General features: G+C 72.3%; 14 protein-coding genes, 1 tRNA gene and 1 pseudogene. 12 read left to right on the forward strand and 4 right to left on the reverse strand.

Going from position 1 to position 19,063, the window contains the following annotated elements; translation table 11 throughout:
- The 5 genes and pseudogenes from NWP09_RS01880 to NWP09_RS01900 all read left to right on the forward strand — a co-directional run.
- Window positions 1-184 (forward strand): annotated as a pseudogene (locus NWP09_RS01880) (hypothetical protein); the annotation flags it as partial.
- A gap of 78 nt (window positions 185-262) precedes the next feature.
- Window positions 263-3,028: a type I DNA topoisomerase gene (gene topA, locus NWP09_RS01885; protein WP_258273848.1), complete on the forward strand. Its 2,766-nt coding sequence runs from the start codon at window positions 263-265 to the stop codon at window positions 3,026-3,028.
- Window positions 3,025-3,657, forward strand: coding sequence for a dTMP kinase (gene tmk / locus NWP09_RS01890; protein ID WP_258273849.1), 633 nt, complete (start codon window positions 3,025-3,027; stop codon window positions 3,655-3,657). The genes topA and tmk overlap by 4 nt, the downstream gene beginning before the upstream one ends.
- Before the next feature lie 35 nt (window positions 3,658-3,692).
- Window positions 3,693-4,871, forward strand: a complete 1,179-nt coding sequence (locus NWP09_RS01895; protein ID WP_258273850.1) for a DNA polymerase III subunit delta' — start codon at window positions 3,693-3,695, stop codon at window positions 4,869-4,871.
- Between the two features lie 22 nt (window positions 4,872-4,893).
- Window positions 4,894-6,465 carry an alpha/beta hydrolase gene (locus tag NWP09_RS01900; protein ID WP_258273851.1) on the forward strand — a complete coding sequence of 524 codons (1,572 nt, stop codon included), beginning with the start codon at window positions 4,894-4,896 and terminating at the stop codon, window positions 6,463-6,465.
- A gap of 15 nt (window positions 6,466-6,480) precedes the next feature.
- Here the strand turns inward: NWP09_RS01900 and NWP09_RS01905 are convergent, their stop codons facing one another.
- The gene (locus NWP09_RS01905) at window positions 6,481-8,889 is read right to left on the reverse strand and encodes a phosphoketolase (RefSeq protein WP_258273852.1); all 2,409 of its coding nucleotides are present in this window, start codon (window positions 8,887-8,889) and stop codon (window positions 6,481-6,483) included.
- Window positions 8,890-8,976: 87 nt separating this feature from the next.
- Between NWP09_RS01905 and NWP09_RS01910 the strand changes: the two genes are divergently transcribed.
- A tRNA-Thr gene (locus tag NWP09_RS01910) sits at window positions 8,977-9,049 on the forward strand.
- A 118-nt stretch (window positions 9,050-9,167) separates the two neighbouring features.
- Here NWP09_RS01910 and NWP09_RS01915 read toward each other — a convergent pair.
- Window positions 9,168-9,344, reverse strand: a complete 177-nt coding sequence (locus NWP09_RS01915; protein ID WP_258273853.1) for a hypothetical protein — start codon at window positions 9,342-9,344, stop codon at window positions 9,168-9,170.
- Entirely contained in the window at window positions 9,341-9,670 is a 330-nt protein-coding gene (locus NWP09_RS01920; RefSeq protein WP_258273854.1) for a hypothetical protein, read from the reverse strand. Before NWP09_RS01920 ends, NWP09_RS01915 begins: the two co-directional genes overlap by 4 nt.
- A 315-nt stretch (window positions 9,671-9,985) precedes the next feature.
- Here NWP09_RS01920 and NWP09_RS01925 point away from each other — a divergent pair, with 315 nt between their 5' ends.
- The 3 genes from NWP09_RS01925 to NWP09_RS01935 all read left to right on the forward strand — a co-directional run bounded on the left by NWP09_RS01925 (window position 9,986) and on the right by NWP09_RS01935 (window position 14,440).
- Complete coding sequence (locus tag NWP09_RS01925; RefSeq protein ID WP_258273855.1) at window positions 9,986-10,558, forward strand: isochorismatase family protein; 573 nt, start codon at window positions 9,986-9,988, stop codon at window positions 10,556-10,558.
- Window positions 10,559-10,665: 107 nt separating this feature from the next.
- Entirely contained in the window at window positions 10,666-12,870 is a 2,205-nt protein-coding gene (locus tag NWP09_RS01930; RefSeq protein WP_258273856.1) for an MMPL family transporter, read from the forward strand.
- Between the two features lie 85 nt (window positions 12,871-12,955).
- Window positions 12,956-14,440 (forward strand): NAD-dependent succinate-semialdehyde dehydrogenase, encoded by a 1,485-nt coding sequence (locus NWP09_RS01935; RefSeq protein WP_258273857.1) that lies wholly within the window; start codon window positions 12,956-12,958, stop codon window positions 14,438-14,440.
- A 108-nt stretch (window positions 14,441-14,548) separates the two neighbouring features.
- On the opposite strand, the gene NWP09_RS01940 is transcribed toward NWP09_RS01935, so the two are convergent.
- Complete coding sequence (locus NWP09_RS01940; protein ID WP_258273858.1) at window positions 14,549-16,351, reverse strand: ABC transporter ATP-binding protein; 1,803 nt, start codon at window positions 16,349-16,351, stop codon at window positions 14,549-14,551.
- A 104-nt stretch (window positions 16,352-16,455) separates the two neighbouring features.
- Between NWP09_RS01940 and NWP09_RS01945 the strand changes: the two genes are divergently transcribed.
- From NWP09_RS01945 to NWP09_RS01955, 3 genes are read left to right on the forward strand one after another with little or no spacing between them, the layout of a single operon-like run.
- Window positions 16,456-17,382: an ABC transporter ATP-binding protein gene (locus NWP09_RS01945; RefSeq protein ID WP_258273859.1), complete on the forward strand. Its 927-nt coding sequence runs from the start codon at window positions 16,456-16,458 to the stop codon at window positions 17,380-17,382.
- Window positions 17,379-18,236, forward strand: coding sequence for an ABC transporter permease (locus NWP09_RS01950; RefSeq protein WP_258273860.1), 858 nt, complete (start codon window positions 17,379-17,381; stop codon window positions 18,234-18,236). Before NWP09_RS01945 ends, NWP09_RS01950 begins: the two co-directional genes overlap by 4 nt.
- Window positions 18,233-19,057 carry an ABC transporter permease gene (locus NWP09_RS01955; protein WP_258273861.1) on the forward strand — a complete coding sequence of 275 codons (825 nt, stop codon included), beginning with the start codon at window positions 18,233-18,235 and terminating at the stop codon, window positions 19,055-19,057. The genes NWP09_RS01950 and NWP09_RS01955 overlap by 4 nt, the downstream gene beginning before the upstream one ends.
- Window positions 19,058-19,063: the final 6 nt, after the last annotated feature.

Genomic DNA, 19,063 nt, shown 5'->3' on the forward strand with positions numbered 1-19,063 from the left:
GGCCGATGCGCTCGCCGGCTTCGCCGACGGCTCGCCGTGCGGCCTCGCGCAGGCCGTCGCGTCGCAGAGCCGGGCGGAGCTCGCCGAGTGCGCGCTGCGCGGTCTCGAGGCGCGCGTGACCGTGGCGATCCCGGTCGGGCCGTGGCGCGCATCCGTCACCGCCCGTGCGGGGCCGCCGCTGTGAGGGCGCAATGACGGCGTGTGTATTGTGGCGACTTGGCCCGTCGGGCCGCAGACCTCCCTTATATGTAGAGCAGTGAGCGTGAGCATGGGCAAGAAGCTCGTCATCGTGGAGTCCCCCGCGAAGGGCAAGACGATCGAGCGGTACCTCGGCGAGGGGTACCAGGTGCTCGCCTCGGTCGGGCACGTGCGCGACCTCGTCAGCCCGCGCGACCTGCCGGCCGACCTCAAGAAGGGCGCGTACGGCAAGTTCGCCGTCGACGTCGATCACGGCTTCGCGCCCTACTACGTCGTGAGCGACGAGAAGAAGAAGACCGTCGCCGAGCTCAAGCGCGCGCTCAAGGACGCCGACGAGCTCATCCTCGCGACCGATGAGGACCGCGAGGGCGAGGCGATCGCGTGGCACCTGCTCGAGGTGCTGAAGCCGAAGGTGCCGGTCAAGCGGATGGTGTTCCACGAGATCACCAAGGACGCGATCGAGCAGGCGAAGGACTCGATGCGCGAGCTCAACATGCCGCTCGTCGACGCGCAGGAGACGCGCCGGATCCTCGACCGGCTGTACGGCTACGAGGTGAGCCCCGTGCTGTGGCGCAAGGTGCGGCAGGGCCTCTCGGCCGGCCGCGTGCAGTCACCCACTGCGCGGCTCATCGTCGACCGCGAGCGCGAGCGCATGGCGTTCGTGCCCGCGAGCTACTGGAGCCTGACCGCGCAGTTCGAGGCCGAGGGGGCCCGATTCGGCGCGCGGCTCGTGCGGCTCGGCGGCGCGCGGGTCGCCACCGGCAGCGACTTCGACGACCGCGGGCAGATCAAGGGCGTGCGCACGGTGCTCGACGCCGCCGCGGCCGAGGCGCTCGCCGCCGAGCTCGAGCAGGGCTCGTTCCGGGTCGCGGGCGTCGAGTCGAAGCCGTACCGCCGGCGGCCGTCGGCGCCGTTCACGACCTCGACGCTGCAGCAGGAGGCGGGGCGCAAGCTCAAGCTCTCGGCCAAGCAGACGATGTCGGTCGCCCAGTCGCTCTACGAGCAGGGCTACATCACCTACATGCGCACCGACTCGCCGTCGCTGTCGGCGCAGGCGATCAAGGCCGCCCGGGAGCAGGCCGCGGCGCTCTACGGCAAGGAGTCGATCCCGCAGGCCGCGCGCCACTACTCGGGCAAGTCGAAGTCGGCGCAGGAGGCCCACGAGGCGATCCGGCCCTCCGGCGACGCGTTCCGCACGCCGAGCGAGGTCAAGGGCGCGCTCACGCCGAACGAGCACCGGCTCTACGAGCTCATCTGGAAGCGCACGGTCGCGAGCCAGATGATCGACGCGACCGGGCAGACCGCGACGATCACGATCGCCTCCGAGAAGACCACGCGCGGCGTCGCCGAGTTCACCGCATCCGGCACCGTCATCACCGAGCCCGGCTTCCTGCAGGCGTACGAGGAGGGCAAGGACGCCTCGCGCTACGCGGAGGACGCCGAGTCCGAGGGCACGCTGCCCGACGTGAAGGAGTCCGACCCGGTCTCGCTCGCCGAGCTCGAGCGCAAGGACCACGTGACGACGCCTCCGCCGCGCTACACCGAGGCGAGCCTCGTGAAGGCGCTCGAGGAGCTCGAGATCGGCCGCCCCTCGACGTACGCGTCGATCATCGACACGATCGTGCGTCGCGGCTTCGTCACGCAGCGGGGCGGCGCGCTCGTGCCGAACTGGATCGCGTTCTCGACCATCAAGCTGCTCGAGGACAACCTCGGCGACTACGTCGACTACGACTTCACCGCCGAGATGCTCGCCGACCTCGACCGGATCGCCGACGGCGAGCTCGACCGCGAGGAGTGGCTGCGCCGCTTCTACTTCGGCAGCGACGAGCGCCCGGGCCTCAAGAGCACCGTCGAGAACCTCGGCGACATCGACGCGCGCGCGGTGAACTCGATCCCGGTCGCCGACGGCGTCACGCTCCGCGTCGGGCAGTACGGCCCCTACCTCGAGGGGGAGGGCCCCGACGGCGAGACGAAGCGCGCGAACATCCCCGAGGACCTCACCCCCGACCAGCTCACGCCCGAGAAGGCGGCCGAGCTGTTCGCGGCCGAGCCGGCGCAGGACCGCGTGCTCGGGCAGCACCCGGAGACGGGCCTCGACGTCGTCGTGAAGGACGGCCGCTTCGGGCCGTACATCGAGGAGGCGCTGCCGGTCGAGCTCGACGACGAGGGCAAGCCGGTCGCGCCCAAGAAGGGCAAGGCGGCGCCGAAGCCCCGCCGCGCCTCGCTGTTCAAGACGATGGAGCCGGAGTCGGTCGACCTCGACACCGCGCTCAAGCTGCTCGCCCTGCCGCGCGTCGTCGGCGTCGACCCGGAGTCGGGCGACGAGATCACCGCGCGCCCCGGCCGCTACGGGCCGTTCCTCTCGAAGGGCACCGACACGCGCTCGCTCGACGACGAGGACCAGATCTTCTCGATCACGCTCGAGCAGGCGCTCGAGCGCTTCGCGCAGCCCAAGTACGGGGCGAGGAAGGCCGCGAGCGCGCTCAAGGAGTTCGACGCCGACCCCGTCTCGGGCAAGCCGGTGAAGGTGCGCGACGGGCGATTCGGGCCGTACGTCACCGACGGCGAGACCAACGCGACGATCCCCCGCGGCGAGGACGTCGAGGCGATCACGTTCGAGCGGGCCGTCGAGCTGCTGCAGCTCAAGCGCGAGAAGGGGCCGGCGAAGAAGCCAGCGCGGAAGCCCGCGGCGAAGAAGCCCGCCGCGAAGACCGCGGCGGCGAAGAGCGCGGGCGCCAAGACGACCGCAGGGAAGACCACGGGCGCGAAGACCACGGCCGCGCGGAAGCCCGCCGCGAAGAAGAAGACCGACACGACCGAGCAGCCGTGACCGGCGCCTTCATCACGCTCGAGGGCGGCGACGGCTCCGGCAAGTCGACCCAGGCGGCGCTGCTCGTCGCCCGGCTCGAGGCCGAGGGCCGCACGGTCGTGCGCACCCGCGAGCCCGGCGGCACGGAGCTCGGCGTCGAGATCCGGCGGCTCGTGCAGCACACGGACGGCCACGTCGCGCCGCGCGCCGAGGCGCTCCTCTACGCCGCCGACCGCGCCCAGCACGTCGCGACGCTCGTGCGCCCCGCGCTCGAGCGCGGCGAGACGGTCGTGCAGGACCGCTACCTCGATTCATCCGTCGCCTACCAGGGGGCCGGCCGCGAGCTCGACGGCCAGCAGGTGCGCGACCTGTCGCTCTGGGCCGTCGACGGGCTCCTGCCGCACCTGACCGTGCTGCTCGACCTCGACCCGGTGGTCGGCCGCGAGCGCATGGCGGCCCGCGCCGACGCGCCCTTCGACCGGCTCGAGCAGACCGGGCTCGACTTCGCCGAGCGGGTGCGCGCGGCCTACCTCGCGCTCGCCGAGGCCGAGCCCGAGCGCTTCGCCGTGGTCGACGCATCCGGCACCCCCGAGGCGGTGCACGAGCGCGTCATGTCGCACGTGCGTGCGATGCTCGCCACCGGGCGCTGACCGCGGCGCGAGCAGGAAGCGGGCACGGGGGAGCGATGGGCGGCTGGGACGAGATCGTCGGCCAGGCGGATGCGGTGGCGCAGCTGCGGCGCGCGGCCGCGGCCCGGCCCGAGGGCGACGAGCACGGCGCGATGACGCACGCGTGGCTGCTGACGGGGCCGCCCGGCTCCGGCCGCTCGAACCTCGCGTACGTGTTCGCCGCGGCGCTGCTGTCCGGTCCGGACGGCATCGAGCCGGAGGTGGAGACGCTCGTCGAGGCGCGCACGCACCCCGACCTGGTCACGCTCTCGACCGAGGGTGTGCTCATCACGATCGCGCAGGCGAGGGCGGTCGTGCAGCGCGCCGCGCTCGCCCCCTCGACCGCCCGCTACCGGGTCGTCGTCGTCGAGGACGCCGACCGGATGGCCGAGCGCACCTCGAACGCGCTGCTCAAGGCCCTCGAGGAGCCGCCGCCCGAGACCGTGTGGGTGCTGTGCGCGCCGAGCGAGGCTGACCTGCTGCCGACGATCCGGTCGCGCGTGCGGACCGTCAACCTGCAGGTGCCGGATCCCGACGACGTCGCGCGGCTCCTCGTCGAGCGCGACGGCGTCGCGCCCGAGGTGGCCTCGCGCGCGGCCCGCGAGGCGCAGAGCCACATCGGCATGGCGAGGCGGCTCGCGACGAGCGAGGAGGCGCGGTCCCGCCGGGCCGAGACGCTGCAGATCGCGATGCGCGTGTCCACCGCGTCGTCGGCGGTGCTCGCCGCCGCCCGGTTCGTCGAGATCGCGACCGCCGACGCCGACGCGCTCTCCGCCGAGCGCGATGAGGCAGAGCGCGCGCAGGCGCTGCGGCAGCTGGGCGTCGAGCCGGGCGGCACGGTGCCGCCGCAGCTGCGCCGCCAGCTCAAGGAGCTCGAGGACGCGCAGAAGCAGCGCGCGAAGCGCGGCATGCGCGACGGCGTCGACCGCATCCTCGTCGACCTGCTCTCGCTCTACCGCGACATCCTCATCACGCAGCTCGGCGTCGGCCGGGAGCTCGTGAACGAGGCCATGCGCCCCACGGTGCAGGCGGCCGCGGACTACCTCGAGCGCGCCGCGGTCATCGAGGTGCTCGACCAGATCCGCGTCGCGCGCGAGCGGATCGAGGCCAACGTGCCGCCGCTGCTCGCGCTCGAGGCGATGCTCGTGAGCGCCGCGCGGGCCGCGCAACGACGGGCCGCCCGCCCCCGCGCATAGCCGCGGGCAATACCGTAGAGCCATGCATCGCCCCCGCCGCGGCCTGGCCGCCATCGCTGCCGCCGCCGCGACGCTCGTCGCCCTGACCGGCTGCGTCATCCTGCCGCCGCCGCTGCCCGACGCCCCGCCCACCTCGCCGAGCACCGTCTCCGAGCCCACGTGGGGCCCGACGGGCGAGGACGTCGCACCGGGGCTCGAGCAGTACTACGGCCAGGATGTCGACTGGCAGGCGTGCGGGCCGAACTGGTGCGGCACCGTGGCGGCGCCGATGGACTGGTTCGGCTCGACCGACGACGAGATCGAGCTCGCCGTGACCGTCGCGCCTGCGACGGGGGAGCGGCAGGGCGCGATCCTCTACAACCCGGGCGGCCCCGGCGCCTCGGGTGCGGACTACGTCATGCAGTACGCCGACTACCTCATGCACCCGGACGTGCGCGAGCACTACGACCTCGTCGGCTTCGACCCCCGCGGCGTCGGAGGCTCGACGCCCATCTCGTGCTACGACGACCCGCGCGAGCTGTACGACTGGCTGTGGGAGATCCCGCCCGGCGACCCCGAGCCGCTCAGCGACGCCGACCTGCAGCAGCAGCTCGAGTCGGCGCAGTGGCTCGCCGACGCGTGCCTCGAGCACACCGGCGCCTACCTCGAGTTCGTCGGCACGGAGCAGGTCGCGAGCGACATGGACCTGCTGCGCGCGCTGCTGGGCGAGGACAAGCTCAACTACCTCGGGGTCTCCTACGGCACGCTCATCGGCTCGACCTACGCCGACCTCTTCCCCGAGAACGTCGGGCGCATGGTGCTCGACGCCGCCGTCGCGCCCGACCGCTCCGACTTCGAGGGAACCCTCTACCAGGCGGCCGGCTTCGAGCTCGCGTACGGCAACTTCGTCGCCGACTGCCTGCAGCGCGGCGACTGCCCGCTGAGCGGCACCCAGGAGGAGGCGCTCGCGCAGACCCGGGCGCTGCTCGACCGGCTCGACGCCGATCCGATCGAGGTCGCCGACGGCCGGCAGCTCGGCTCGAGCGCGTTCTTCGTCGCCGTCGCGGCGAACCTCTACAGCGACCTGCAGTGGGAGACCCTCCGGCAGGTGATCGCGGATGTGCTCGCCGGCCGGGGCGAGAGCGCGTACGCGGAGGCCGACGCCTACTACGGCGTCCGTCCCGACGGCAGCTTCGAGGACAACTCGCTCGAGGCGCTCATCGCAGTGAACTGCCTCGACGCGCCCGCCGTCACCGACTTCGACCAGGTCCGGGCCAACGCGGCCGAGATCATGGCGGTCGCGCCCACCCTTGGCCCCGACTTCGTCGGGCTCAGCAGCTGCGCGGCGTGGCCCTTCGAGGCGACGCGCGAGCCGCACGCGATCACGGCCCCAGGTGCCGACCCCATCATCGTCATCGGCGGCCGCAACGACCCGGCGACGCCCTACCAGCAGGCCGTCGACCTCGCCGCGATGCTCGAGTCGGGCGTGCTCATCTCGGTCGACGCCGAGGGCCACGGCCAGTACTACGCGCCGATGCCCAACCCGTGCGTCGACGAGCCGGTCAACGAGTACTTCCTCACGGGGGTCGCGCCACCCGCCGACCTCGACTGCTGAGCGGGGGCCGGGGGCTCAGGCGTTGCCCGGCCACCGCCAGTCGGCGACCTCGGGGATGTCGACCCCGTGCTCGCGCGTGTGCGCACGGGCCCGGGCACGCGCATCCGCCAGCTCCCGCAGCACGTGGGCATGCGACTCCGCCATGCCCGGCACCCGCTCGATGACGTCCATCGCGAGCCGGTAGCGGTCGAGGTCGTTGAGCATGACCATGTCGAACGGGGTCGTCGTGGTGCCGCGCTCGACGTAGCCGCGCACGTGCAGGTTGTCGTGCACCGCGCGCTTGTAGGTGAGGCGGTGGATGAGCCAGGGGTAGCCGTGGTACGCGAAGACCACCGGGCGGTCGGTCGTGAACAGCGCGTCGAAGTCTGCGTCGGAGAGGCCGTGCGGATGCTGCGCCTCGGTCTGCAGGCGGGTCAGGTCGACGACGTTCACGACGCGCACCGCGAGGTCGGGCGCGTGCTCGCGAAGCAGCGCGGCGGCGGCGAGCACCTCGAGGGTCGGGACGTCGCCTGCGGCCGCCAGTACGGCATCCGGGGGTGTGTCGGCCGTCTCGGTGCCCGCCCAGGGGAGCACGCCGGCGCCGCGCGCGCAGTGGTCGACGGCCTCGGCCATCGTGAGCCACTGCGGCGCCGGCTGCTTGCCCGCCACGACCACGTTGACGTAGCCGGTCGACCGCAGGCAGTGGTCGGCGGTCGACAGCAGCGTGTTGGCGTCGAACGGCAGGTAGACGCGCACGACGTCGGCGCTCTTGTTGAGCGCGACGTCGATGAAGCCGGGGTCCTGATGGCTGAACCCGTTGTGGTCCTGCCGCCACACGTGGCTCGAGAGCAGGTAGTTGAGGCTCGAGATCGGCTCGCGCCACGGCACGTGCGCGGCCGACTCGAGCCACTTCGCGTGCTGCCCGAGCATCGAGTCGACGATGTGGGCGAAGGCCTCGTAGGTGTTGAAGAGGCCGTGGCGCCCGGTGAGGAGGTAGCCCTCGAGCCATCCCTGGCACAGGTGCTCGCTCAGCACCTCCATCACGCGGCCGGTCGGGGCGAGGTGCTCGTCGCCGGGCAGCGTCTCGGCGTTCCACTGCCGCTCGGTGGAGGCGTAGACGTGCGGGGCGAGGCGGTTGGATGCGGTCTCGTCGGGTCCGAAGATGCGGAACGTCGCGGGGTTGTCGCGGATCACCTCGGCGAGCCAGCCGCCGAGCACCGCGGTGGCCTCCGCGTCGTCGGCGCCACGCGCGGCGGGATCCACCTCGACGGCGTGATCGCGGAAGTCGGTCAGGCGCAGCTCCTCCCGCACCTCGCCGCCGTTCGCGGCCGGGAGCGCGCCCATCCGCAGCTCGCCCTCGGGGGCGTGGTCGCGCACGAGCGCCACCGGTGCGCCGGCGTCCTCGAACAGCTCGTCCGGCCGGTACGAGCGCAGCCACTCGGTGAGCAGCGCGCGGTGCTCGTCGTCGTCGCGCACGCCCGAGAGCGGCACCTGGTGGGCGCGCCAGGTGCCCTCGACGTCGGTGCCGTCGACCCGGTCGGGACCCGTCCAGCCCTTGGGGCTGCGCAGCACGATCATGGGCCACGCGGGACGCTCCTCGAGGCGCCCGGCCCGCGCATCCGCCTTGATCGCGGCGATGCGGTCGAGCGCGTCGTCGAGCACGGCGGCGAAGCGCGCGTGCGCCTCGAGGTGCGGCTCCCCGTCGGCGCCCACCTCGACGACGAGCGGGTCGTGGCCGTAGCCGCGCATGAGGGCGACGAGCTCTGCCTCGGGGATGCGGGCGAGCACGGTCGGGCCTGCGATCTTGTAGCCGTTGAGGTGCAGGATCGGCAGCACCGCGCCGTCGGCGGCGGGGTTCAGGAACTTGGTGCTGTGCCACGCGGCCGCCAATGGGCCGGTCTCGGCCTCGCCGTCGCCGATCACGCATGCGACGAGCAGATCCGGGTCGTCGAACGCCGCGCCGTACGCGTGCGCGAGCGAGTAGCCGAGCTCGCCGCCCTCGTTGATCGACCCGGGCGTCTCGGGCGCAGCGTGGCTCGGGATGCCGCCGGGGAACGAGAACTGGCGGAAGAGCCGCCGCATGCCGGGCTCGTCGAGCCCGACCTCGGGGAAGCGCTCGGAGTAGGTGCCCTCGAGGTAGGCGCCCGCGACGACGGCGGGCCCGCCGTGCCCGGGCCCGGTGACGAACAGCGTGCGCTGGCGGCGCTCGCGGATGACGCGGTTCAGGTGCGCCTGGACGAAGGTGAGCCCCGGCGTCGTGCCCCAGTGGCCGAGCAGGCGCGGCTTGATGTGGTCGCGCGCGAGCGGCTCGCGCAGCAGCGGGTTGTCGAGCAAGTAGATCTGCCCGACGCTCAGGTAGTTCGCTGCGCGCCACCACGCGTCGATCTGCGCGAGGTCGGATGCGGTCGGCTCGGTCGGGCGGGTGGGCCACGGCGCGGGAGTCATGCCTCGAGCCTGGGGTGCGCTCCTGCGAGGGTCAAGGTCGTGGCGGGCCGAGCGCATGCGCTATGATCGTTGATCGTGCCTCGGCACGCCGCCTTAGCTCAGTCGGCAGAGCGATTCACTCGTAATGAATAGGTCCGGAGTTCGATTCTCCGAGGCGGCACAGACACGAACGGCCCCCGACCGGGTGCTCCGCGAGGAGCATCCGTCGGGGGCCGTTCTGTCGTGCGGCGACCGTGCGCATCCGCTCGCCGCCGGAGGCTCGCGGGTCGGCTCGTCGTTCAGGTGTCGGTCGTGGCGGTGCCGCGGCCGCGCGGCGACTGCGGTCGCTCCCGCAGCTCAGGGGTCCGACTGATGATGGCGCGCCGCAGCAGCGCGACGGCGACGATCACGAGTGCGATGAAGGCCACCAGGACCACCGCTGCCATGGCGATCTCTGCGTCGAGCAGCGCGCTCATGCGCGGCTCCGGCCATCGACCGCGGTCGTCGCCGCCGACGGCACGCGCGGGGGCTCGGCGCCCGGCGCGGACCTGGGGAGGCCCCCGATCTCGCGCCAGCGCTCGTCGAGCGTCGTGTCGGGGTCGGGCGCCGGCTCGCGGATCAGGCAGGCGAGATGCGGCTGCCCCATGCGCAGCGCGTAGATCGCGAGCTCGATCTCGCCGAAGTCGCTGTGGCGGCTCGCGCCGATGAGGGCGAGCGGTGCCGTGATGTTCCGTGCGATCGCGTGGCGGAGCCCGGGATCCGAGGTCGAGTCCCAGAGCGCCTGCAGGAGCTCTGGGGACACTCGCCTCGATCGGGCGGCTGCGGCGAGCACTGCCGGGTGCGCTTCCGCGAGGATGCGTCGTTCGAAGGAGGGGTCGACGAGGGAGCGCTCGAAACCGCCTGCGAGGGCGTCGATGTCCGCTGCCACGTCACGGGGACGTGCGTGCATTTCCGGTTCGTTCTGTTGCCGCGAGAGGAGTCACGGCCTGCAGTGGGAGATCGCGGGAAGGATCTCGCTGCGAACGAAAGTCGGAACCCGATGTGTACCCCACACTACGCGCTCCCGCGGGAACCGCAAGGGCGATGTCGCGCCGCGGTCCCGCACTAGCCTGAGGGCATGGCCAAGGGCATCCTCATCGTCGACGTGCAGAACGACTTCACCGAGGGCGGCGCGCTCGGCACGGCGGGCGGTGCCGCCGTCGCCGCCGCCATCACCGAGCACCTCCGCTCGCACTCCTACGACCTGGTCGTCGCGAGCCGCGACTGGCACGACGGCTCGAACGACAACGGCGGCCACTTCGCGACCGGCGAGCCCGACTTCGTCGGCACCTGGCCCGTGCACTGCGTCGCCGGAACGCCGGGCGCCGACTACCACCCGGCGCTCGACGCGCTCGCGATCGACGTGCACGTGAAGAAGGGCCAGGGGAAGCCCGCCTACTCGGCGTTCGAGGGCGTGACCGACGACGGGGAGACGCTCGACGAGGTGCTCGAGGAGCAGGGCATCGATGAGCTCGACGTCGTCGGCATCGCGACCGACTACTGCGTGAAGGCGTCCGCCCTCGACGCGGCGCTCGCCGGCATCAAGGTGCGGGTGATCGACGCGCTCACCTCGGCGGTCTCGCCCGACACGCGGGCGACCGCGCTCGACGAGATGCGAGACGGGGGCGTGGAGGTCGTGCGACGCCACTGATGCACATGTAGCCGATCTACATGTAGTCTGTCTGCTGCTGGGTGCGACGCCCAGTCGCCCGTCACATCGGGACTGTACATAGACGGACTAACAGATAGACTGGCTAAGTGTCGAATCGCGCCTCGCTCCCCACCGCCAAGCCACGCGTGCCGCAGTGGCTCCGCATCCTCCTCCCCATCGTCCTGATCCTGGGCTGGCTCGCGGCCGCGGGAGTCGGCGGACCGACCTTCGGCCGGCTCTCGAGCGTCGTCTCGAATGACCAGACGAGCTTCCTGCCCTCGAGCGCCGAGTCGACGCTCGTCCAGCAGGAGCTCGGCGAGTTCGTCGGCGATGACGAGATCCCGGCGATCGTGATCGTTGCCGCCGATGGCCGACTCGGGGAAGGCTCGCTCGAGGCGCTGGCCGAGCTGCAGGCGGACATCCTCGGGCTGGACGGCGTCGTGGAGGCGTCCCCCCTCGTGCCCAGCGACGACGGCCAGGCGGCGCAGATCGTTGCGCTGCTCGACAGCTCGGGCGCGTCCGGCGAGGTACCCGACCTGGTCGCCGAGCTGCGCGCGCTCGTCGCGGATGCGCCGCTCGGCGATGACGTCGAGGCGAAGGTGACGGGCCCGGCCGGCTTCACCGCCGACATCGGCGACGCGTTCGCGGGCATCGACGGCATCCTGCTGCTCGTCGCCCTCGCGGCCGTGCTCGTGATCCTCGTGATCGTGTACCGCTCGCCGCTGCTGCCGCTCCTGGTGCTGTTCACCTCGGTCGCGGCGCTGTGCCTCGCGATCCTCGTCGTCTTCGAGCTCGCGAAGGCGGGCGTGCTCACCCTGAGCGGCCAGACGCAGGGCATCCTCTTCATCCTGGTGGTGGGCGCCGCGACCGACTACGGCCTCCTCTACACCGCGCGCTTCCGCGAGGCGCTCGGCCAGACGCGCTCGCGCTGGCAGGCGACGGTCGCCGCGCTCAAGGGCTCGTTCGAGCCGATCATCGCCTCGGGCGGCACCGTGATCGCGGGCCTCCTGTGCCTGCTGCTGAGCGACCTCGTGTCCAACCTGCAGCTCGGCCCCGTCGCGGCGATCGGCATCGCGACGTCGATCCTCGCCGGGCTCACGCTGCTGCCCGCGCTGCTGCTCGCGTTCGGCCGCGTCGCGTTCTGGCCCGTCGCGCCCACGCCCGAGAGGCCGCGCACGAAGCCCGACGACAAGGGCGTGTGGGGCGCGGTCTCGTCGCTCGTCGACCGCCGCGCGCGCACCGTCTGGATCGTCACCGCGCTCGTGCTCGGCGCCGGCGCGATCGGCGTGACGCAGCTGCGCGCCGAGGGCGTGCCCTCGAGCGAGTTCGTCGTCGGCGAGTCGGAGGCCCGCGACGGCCAGGAGCTCCTCTCGGCGCACTTCCCCGGCGGCTCGGGCACCCCCACCCAGGTGCTCGCCCCCGAGGCGCGGCTCGACGAGGTGGCGGATGCGCTGGCCGGCGTCGACGGCGTCGAGAGCGTCGCGGCCGTGAGCGAGGAGTCGCCCTCGGGCACCGTCCCGCTCCCGGTGGATCCGGCGTCGCCGTTCGGCGCGTTCGCGCCCACCGTCGTCGACGGTCGCGTGCTGCTGCAGGCGACGCTCGCGGCGGCCCCGGACTCCAACGAGGCGCAGGAGACCGTGCGCGAGGTGCGCGAGAACGTGCACGCGATCTCGCCGGAGGTGCTCGTCGGCGGTGCGACCGCGACGGCGATCGACACGAACGACGCCTCGCAGCGCGACAGGGCGCTCATCATCCCGATCGTCCTGTTCGTGATCGGCATCATCCTGATGCTCCTGCTGCGCTCGATCGTCGCCGCTGCGCTGCTGCTCGCGACGACGGTGCTGTCGTACTACACCGCGCTCGGCGTCGGCGCGCTCATCCTGCAGGCCCTCGGCATCCCCGACATGGACCCGTCGGTGCCGCTGTTCGCCTTCGTGTTCCTCGTCGCGCTCGGCGTCGACTACAACATCTTCCTCATGACGCGGGTGCGCGAGGAGGTCGCTCTCCGCGGCCACCGCGCGGGCGTGCTGCGGGGCCTGCGCGTGACGGGCGGCGTCATCACCTCGGCGGGCGTGGTGCTCGCAGCGACCTTCGCCGCGCTCGGCGTCATCCCCGTGCTCTTCCTCCTGCAGCTCGCGATCATCGTCGCGCTCGGCGTGCTCATCGACACGACGCTCGTGCGCTCGCTGCTCGTGCCCGCGCTCGCGCTCGAGATCGGGCCGAAGACCTGGTGGCCGTCGCAGCTCGCGCGCGAGCCGCGGCGCAGCGGCGAGCTGCAGCGCGAGCCCGAGGCGGTGCGGGCCGGAGCGTAGGCTTGACGTGCGGCACCGCGCTCGTGGCGCGCCGCCGGTCGATCTCCCGCGATCGGTCCGTCCCGCTCTCCACGAAGGAGTTCTCATGAGCGTCACCCAAGCGACCTCGACCCGCGAGACCGAGGTGCTCGACGCCGTCCGCGGCCAGCTGTTCATCGGCGGCGAGTGGATCGACGGCGAGCAGGGCACCATCGAGGTGCGCGACCCGGCGACCGGCGAGGTCATCAAGGAGATCGCGAACGGCTCCGTCGAGGACGGCGTGCGAGCGCTCGACGCGGCGGTCGCCGCCCAGGAGCAGTGGGCCCGCACGCCCGCGCGCGTCCGCGGCGAGATCCTGCGCAAGGCGTTCGACCTGCTCCAGGAGCGCAAGGAGGAGTTCGCGCTCCTCATGACGATGGAGATGGGCAAGCCGCTCGCCGAGGCCCGCGGCGAGGTCGCCTACGGCGGCGAGTTCCTGCGCTGGTTCTCGGAGGAGGCCGTCCGCATCGACGGCCGCTACACGATGACGCCCGAGGGCACCGGCCAGATGATCGTCACCCACCGGCCCGTCGGCCCGTGCTTCCTCATCACGCCCTGGAACTTCCCGCTCGCGATGGCCACGCGCAAGCTCGGCCCGGCGCTCGCGGCGGGCTGCACCGCGGTCGTCAAGCCCGCGACCCTCACGCCGCTCACGACGCTCGCGCTCGTCGGCCTGCTCGAGGAGGCCGGGCTGCCGAAGGGCGTCGTCAACGTCATCACCACGAAGTCGACCGGCGCCCTTTCGGAGAAGCTGCTGGCCGACCCGCGCCTGCGCAAGGTGTCGTTCACCGGCTCGACCCCGGTCGGCGTGCAGCTGCTGAAGCAGGCGGCCGACAACGTGCTGAAGTCGTCGATGGAGCTCGGCGGCAACGCGCCGTTCGTGGTGTTCGAGGACGCCGACCTCGACAAGGCCGTGGAGGGCGCGCTGCTCGCGAAGTTCCGCAACATCGGGCAGGCCTGCACGGCCGCCAACCGGTTCATCGTGCACGAGTCGATCGCCGACGAGTTCTCGCGCCGCATCGGCGACGCCGTCAAGGCGATGAAGATCGGCCGCGGCACCGAGGAGGGCGTGACGATCGGCCCGCTCGTCGAGGACAAGGCCGTCGACAACGCCGTCCGCCTCGTCGAGTCGGCGGTCGGCGATGGCGCGACGCTCATCACGGGCGGCAAGGCGATCGACGGCCCGGGGTCGTTCTTCGAGCCCACCGTGCTCGACGGCGTCACCGCCGAGATGGCCGTCTCGATCGAGGAGATCTTCGGCCCCGTCGTCGCGATCCAGCGGTTCTCGACCGAGGAGGAGGCGGTGCGCCTCGCGAACGCCACCGAGTACGGCCTCGTCGGCTACGTCTTCACCGAGGACACGAAGCGCGGGCAGCGGATGATCGAGCTCATCGACACCGGCATGATGGGCCTCAACGTCGGCGTGGTCTCGAACGCGGCCGGCCCCTTCGGCGGCGTGAAGCAGTCGGGCCTCGGCCGTGAGGGCGGCGCCGAGGGCATCCACGAGTACCTCGAGACGAAGTACACGCTCATGCCCAACCCGTTCGCCTGAGCGGTGGAGCTCTGAGGCGGCGGCCCTTTCGGGCCGCCGCCGCGACCCCGGCTCCGGGGCCCGTCCCGGGCGCCGGCACCAGGGGAGGACTCCGAACCGCCCCGGCAGCTACTCGGCGACCGGTGCGGCGGTGAGCAGCTGGTGCGTCGCGAGCTCGCGGTAGAGCGGCGACGACTCGAGCAGCTCCGCGTGCGTGCCGCGCGCGAGCACCCTGCCGCCGTCGAGCACGACGATCTGGTCGGCGTCGACGACGGTCGCGAGCCGGTGCGCGATCACGAGTGTCGTGCGGCCCTCGCTCGCGACCTCGAGCGCTGCCTTGAGCGACGCCTCGTTGCGCGCGTCGAGGCTCGCGGTCGACTCGTCGAGCAGCAGGATCGGGGTCGCGGCCAGCAGGGCGCGCGCGATCGCCAGCCGCTGCCGCTCGCCGCCCGAGAGCAGCACGCCGGACTCGCCGACCTCGGTGTCGAGCCCCCGCGGGGAGCGCTCGACGAGATCCGCGAGGTTGACCGAATCGAGCGCCGCGAGCAGCTGCTCGTCGGTCGCGTCGGGCGCGGCGAGGCGCAGGTTGTCGCGCAGCGACCCGGCGAGCGCCGGCGCGTCCTGCTCGACGTAGCCGATGCGGGCGCGGAGGCTCTCGCGGTCGACGTCGCGCACGTCGCGGCCGCCGACGAGCACACGCCCCGCGTCGACGTCGTAGAACCGCTCGAGCAGCGCGAACGTCGTCGACTTGCCGGCTCCCGAGGGACCGACGAGCGCGGTGCGCGAACCGGCCGGAACGGCGAACGAGACGCCCTCGAGGACCGCGCGCGGCGCATCCGCCGACGCGTACGCGAAGCTCACGCGGTCGAACTCGACCATCGGGGCTCCGTGCACCGGGGAGAGGGCCTCCCGCGCATCTCCCGCGTCCTCGGACGGCAGCCGCACGATCTCCTGGATGCGGCCGAGCGCGCCGAGCGCGACGCTCACCGCCGAGATCGCGCCCGCGAGCTGCCCGAGCGGCATGATCATGAGGAACAGGAACAGCAGGAAGCCGACGAGCTGCGAGATGCCGATCTCGCCCGTCGCGACGCGCAGGCCCCCCACGCCCAGCACGACGAGGAACGCGAGCTGCAGCGCGATGCCGAAGATCGGCACGACGAGCGCCGAGATGCGGGCGACGCGCACGCCCGCGCGGAAGGCATCGACCGCGCGCTCGCCGATCGCGTCGACCTCGCGCGCCGTCGCCCCCGCAGCCCGCACGGTGCGCACGGCGCTGATCGCGCGCTCGAGCGCGCTCGTCAGGTGGCCGACCTGCTCCTGCGCGGCGCCCGACGCGCGCGTGAGCATCGGCATGACGAGCAGCATCGCGACGATCGCGACGGCGAGCACGAGGACGGTCAGGCCCAGCAGCAGCGGGTCGATGATGAGCATCGCGATCACGGCGCCGACGAGCGTCAGGACCCCGCCGATCGACTCCACGAGGCCCTGCGTGAGCACGGCGCGCAGCAGCGTCGTGTCGCTGCCGACCCGGCTCACGAGGTCGCCGACCCGGCGGGCGTCGAACTCGGCGATCGGCAGCCGCAGGAGCGACGCGACGAGCGTGCGGCGCGTGCGCAGCACGACGTGCTCGCCGAGCACCTGCAGCAGGAAGTGCTGGAAGCCGTCGGCGACGGCGCCGATCACGACGACCGCGAGCAGCGCCCACGGCAGCCACTCGAGCGGCCGCGACTGCTCGACGCGCGCGATGAGCTCCTGCGCCATCGCGGGCTGCGCGAGCGAGAAGCCGGCACCGACGACCGAGAGCACGATCGCGCCCGCGAGCAGGCCCTTCTTCGGGAACAGGTAGGGCAGCAGCTCGCGCACGCTCGCACGCGGGCCCTCGTCGCCGCGCCGCCTGCCGAACATCCCTCGTCGCTCGCTCATCGCATCCATTCTCCCGCGTGCGGCGGCTCGCGATCGACGGGCGGCGGATGCGTCGGGCGCGGCCGACGACGCGGGTGCGACGGTGTGGGCGGCACGGTCTACCCTGAGGTCTCGTGCCAGCACCCGTGATCGAGGCGACCGGACTCCGCAAGCAGTACGGCGACTTCACCGCCGTCGACGGCATCGACTTCTCGATCGAGCCGGGGGAGGCGTTCGGCTTCCTGGGGCCGAACGGCGCCGGCAAGTCGACGACGATGCGGATGATCGCGGCGACGTCGACGCGCACGGCCGGCGATCTGCGGGTGCTCGGCTTCGACCCCGAGAGCCACGGCCCCGAGGTGCGCGCGCAGCTCGGCATCGTGCCGCAGGCCGACCAGCTCGACGAGGAGCTGCGGGTGATCGACAACCTCATCGTCTACGGCCGCTACTTCGGGCTGCCGCTCGACTACGTGAAGCGGCGGGCGGAGGAGCTGCTCGAGTTCGCCCAGCTCACCGAGAAGCGCAAGGCGCGCGTCGACGGGCTCTCGGGCGGCATGAAGCGGCGCCTCACGATCGCGCGCGGCCTCATCAACGCGCCGAAGGCGATGCTGCTCGACGAGCCGACCACGGGCCTCGACCCGCAGGCGCGGCACGTGCTGTGGGATCGCCTGTTCCGGCTGAAGGAGGAGGGCACGACGCTCGTGCTCACCACCCACTACATGGACGAGGCCGAGCAGCTGTGCGACCGCCTCGTGGTCGTCGACAAGGGCACGATCGTCGCCGAGGGCAGCCCCGCCTCGCTCATCCGCCAGTACTCCACGCGCGAGGTGCTCGAGGTGCGCTTCGGATCGAGCCGCAACGCCGAGGCGGCGAAGGCGATCGAGGGCATCGGCTCGCGCATCGAGGTGCTGCCCGACCGGGTGCTCGTCTACGACGACGACGGCGAGGCGGCGATGTCGGCCGTCCACGAGCGCGGCCTCAGCCCCCTCACGAGCCTCGTGCGGCGCTCGAGCCTCGAGGACGTGTTCCTGCGGCTCACCGGAAGGTCGCTGATCGAATGAGCGAGTCGATCCCGACGCGCACGCTCGCCGACGCCGGCGGGGTCGACCACGCCGTCGTCGCGCAGCGGTCGCGCGCGTGGGGCTGGTGGTTCGTCGCCGAGCACCGCATCCGCGGCATGCGCTCCTACGTCGTCACGTGGGTCGGGCTCGGCCTCGGCGAGCCGTTCCTCTACATCCTCGGGCTCGGCTTCGGCCTCGGCATGCTCGTCGACGCCAACCAGGGGGAGCGGGGCGTCGACGGCGTGCCCTACCTGACGTTCGTCGCCCCCGCGCTCGCGCTCGCCGCGGCGATGCAGACCGCCGCGCAGGAGAACACCTGGGGCGTGTTCGGCGGCTTCAAGTGGTTCCCGATGTTCCTCGCCATGAACGGCACGCCCATCGGCCCCGCGCACATCGTGATCGGGTTCCAGGTCTCGGTGCTCGTGCGGGTGCTGCTGCCGCTCACGTCGTTCTCGCTCGTCATGCTGCTGCTCGGCATCGGCACGCCGCTCGGCGCGCTCTCGCTCATCGGAATCGGGCTGCTGCTCGCGACCGCGTTCGGCTTCGCGGTGATGTCGTGGGTGTCGACCCAGACGGACGACCGCGGGCAGCTCTCGTTCATCGAGCGCTTCGTGGTCGTGCCGCTCACGCTCTTCTCGGGCACCTACTTCCCGCTCGAGACTCTGCCGGCGCTCCTGCAGTGGATCGGCTGGATCTCGCCGCTGTGGCACGCCGCCGAGCTCGGCCGCACCGCGCTGTACGGCGCGCCCATGGCGCCGCTCATGGCGGTCGTGCACCTGGGCTTCCTCCTCGGCCTCGCCGCGCTCACGTGCGCGCTGTCCATCCGCACCTTCCGACGGAGGCTCGACCGATGAGCGAGCTGCTGCTCGAGGCCCCGGCGCCGAAGGTGCGCGGGCCGCTGCGCGGGATCTACGCGGGGAACACGCGCTCGGTGGTCGCGCGAGGCCTGCGGGTCATCGCGCGCAACAACTGGCTCATCGTCGTCACCGGCTTCTTCGAGCCCGTCTTCTACCTGCTCTCGATGGGCATCGGCCTCGGCGCGCTCATCGGGGGCGTGCAGTTCTACGGCACCGAGGTGCCGTACGCGGCGTACATCGCGCCGGCCCTCATGGCGGTGAGCGCGATGAACGGCGCGGTCTACGACTCGACGATGAACGTCTTCTTCAAGATGAACTTCGCGAAGCTCTACCAGCAGATGCTCTCGACCTCGCTCGGGCCGCTCGACGTCGCCCTCGGCGAGATCCTGCTCGCGCTCTTCCGCGGCCTGCTCTACGCGTGCGGCTTCATGCTCGTCACGACGCTCATGGGCCTCAACCTCGCGTGGACGGCCGTGCTCGCCATCCCCGCGGCGCTCGTCATCGCCTTCGGCTTCGCGTCCTTCGGCATGGCCATCACGAGCTACATGAAGACGTTCCAGCACCTCGACTACGTCTACATCGTGATGATGCCGATGTTCCTCCTCTCGGCGACCTTCTTCCCGATCGAGGTGTACCCGCAGGGTGTGCAGTGGATCATTCAGGCGCTCCCGCTGTGGCACGGCGTCGACATGATCCGGCAGCTGACCACCGGGCTCGTGCAGCCGTCGATCCTCCTGCACCTGCTCTACTTCGCGGTGATGGTCGTGCTCGGGCTGTGGTTCACGACCACGCGGCTGCGGGCGCTGTTCCTCCGCTGACGCCCA

The sequence above is a fragment of the Agrococcus sp. HG114 genome (assembly GCF_024723325.1).
Classification (GTDB): Bacteria; Actinomycetota; Actinomycetes; order Actinomycetales; family Microbacteriaceae; genus Agrococcus.

Bases quoted from the DNA above. Each gene is read 5' to 3' on its own strand.
- NWP09_RS01895 (WP_258273850.1), top strand. From the start codon at position 3,693: ATGGGCGGCTGGGACGAGATCGTCGGCCAGGCGGATGCGGTGGCGCAG.
- NWP09_RS01900 (WP_258273851.1), top strand. From the start codon at position 4,894: ATGCATCGCCCCCGCCGCGGCCTGGCCGCCATCGCTGCCGCCGCCGCG.
- NWP09_RS01905 (WP_258273852.1), bottom strand. From the start codon at position 8,889: ATGACTCCCGCGCCGTGGCCCACCCGCCCGACCGAGCCGACCGCATCC.
- NWP09_RS01915 (WP_258273853.1), bottom strand. From the start codon at position 9,344: ATGAGCGCGCTGCTCGACGCAGAGATCGCCATGGCAGCGGTGGTCCTG.
- NWP09_RS01925 (WP_258273855.1), top strand. From the start codon at position 9,986: ATGGCCAAGGGCATCCTCATCGTCGACGTGCAGAACGACTTCACCGAG.
- NWP09_RS01935 (WP_258273857.1), top strand. From the start codon at position 12,956: ATGAGCGTCACCCAAGCGACCTCGACCCGCGAGACCGAGGTGCTCGAC.
- NWP09_RS01940 (WP_258273858.1), bottom strand. From the start codon at position 16,351: ATGGATGCGATGAGCGAGCGACGAGGGATGTTCGGCAGGCGGCGCGGC.
- NWP09_RS01950 (WP_258273860.1), top strand. From the start codon at position 17,379: ATGAGCGAGTCGATCCCGACGCGCACGCTCGCCGACGCCGGCGGGGTC.
- NWP09_RS01955 (WP_258273861.1), top strand. From the start codon at position 18,233: ATGAGCGAGCTGCTGCTCGAGGCCCCGGCGCCGAAGGTGCGCGGGCCG.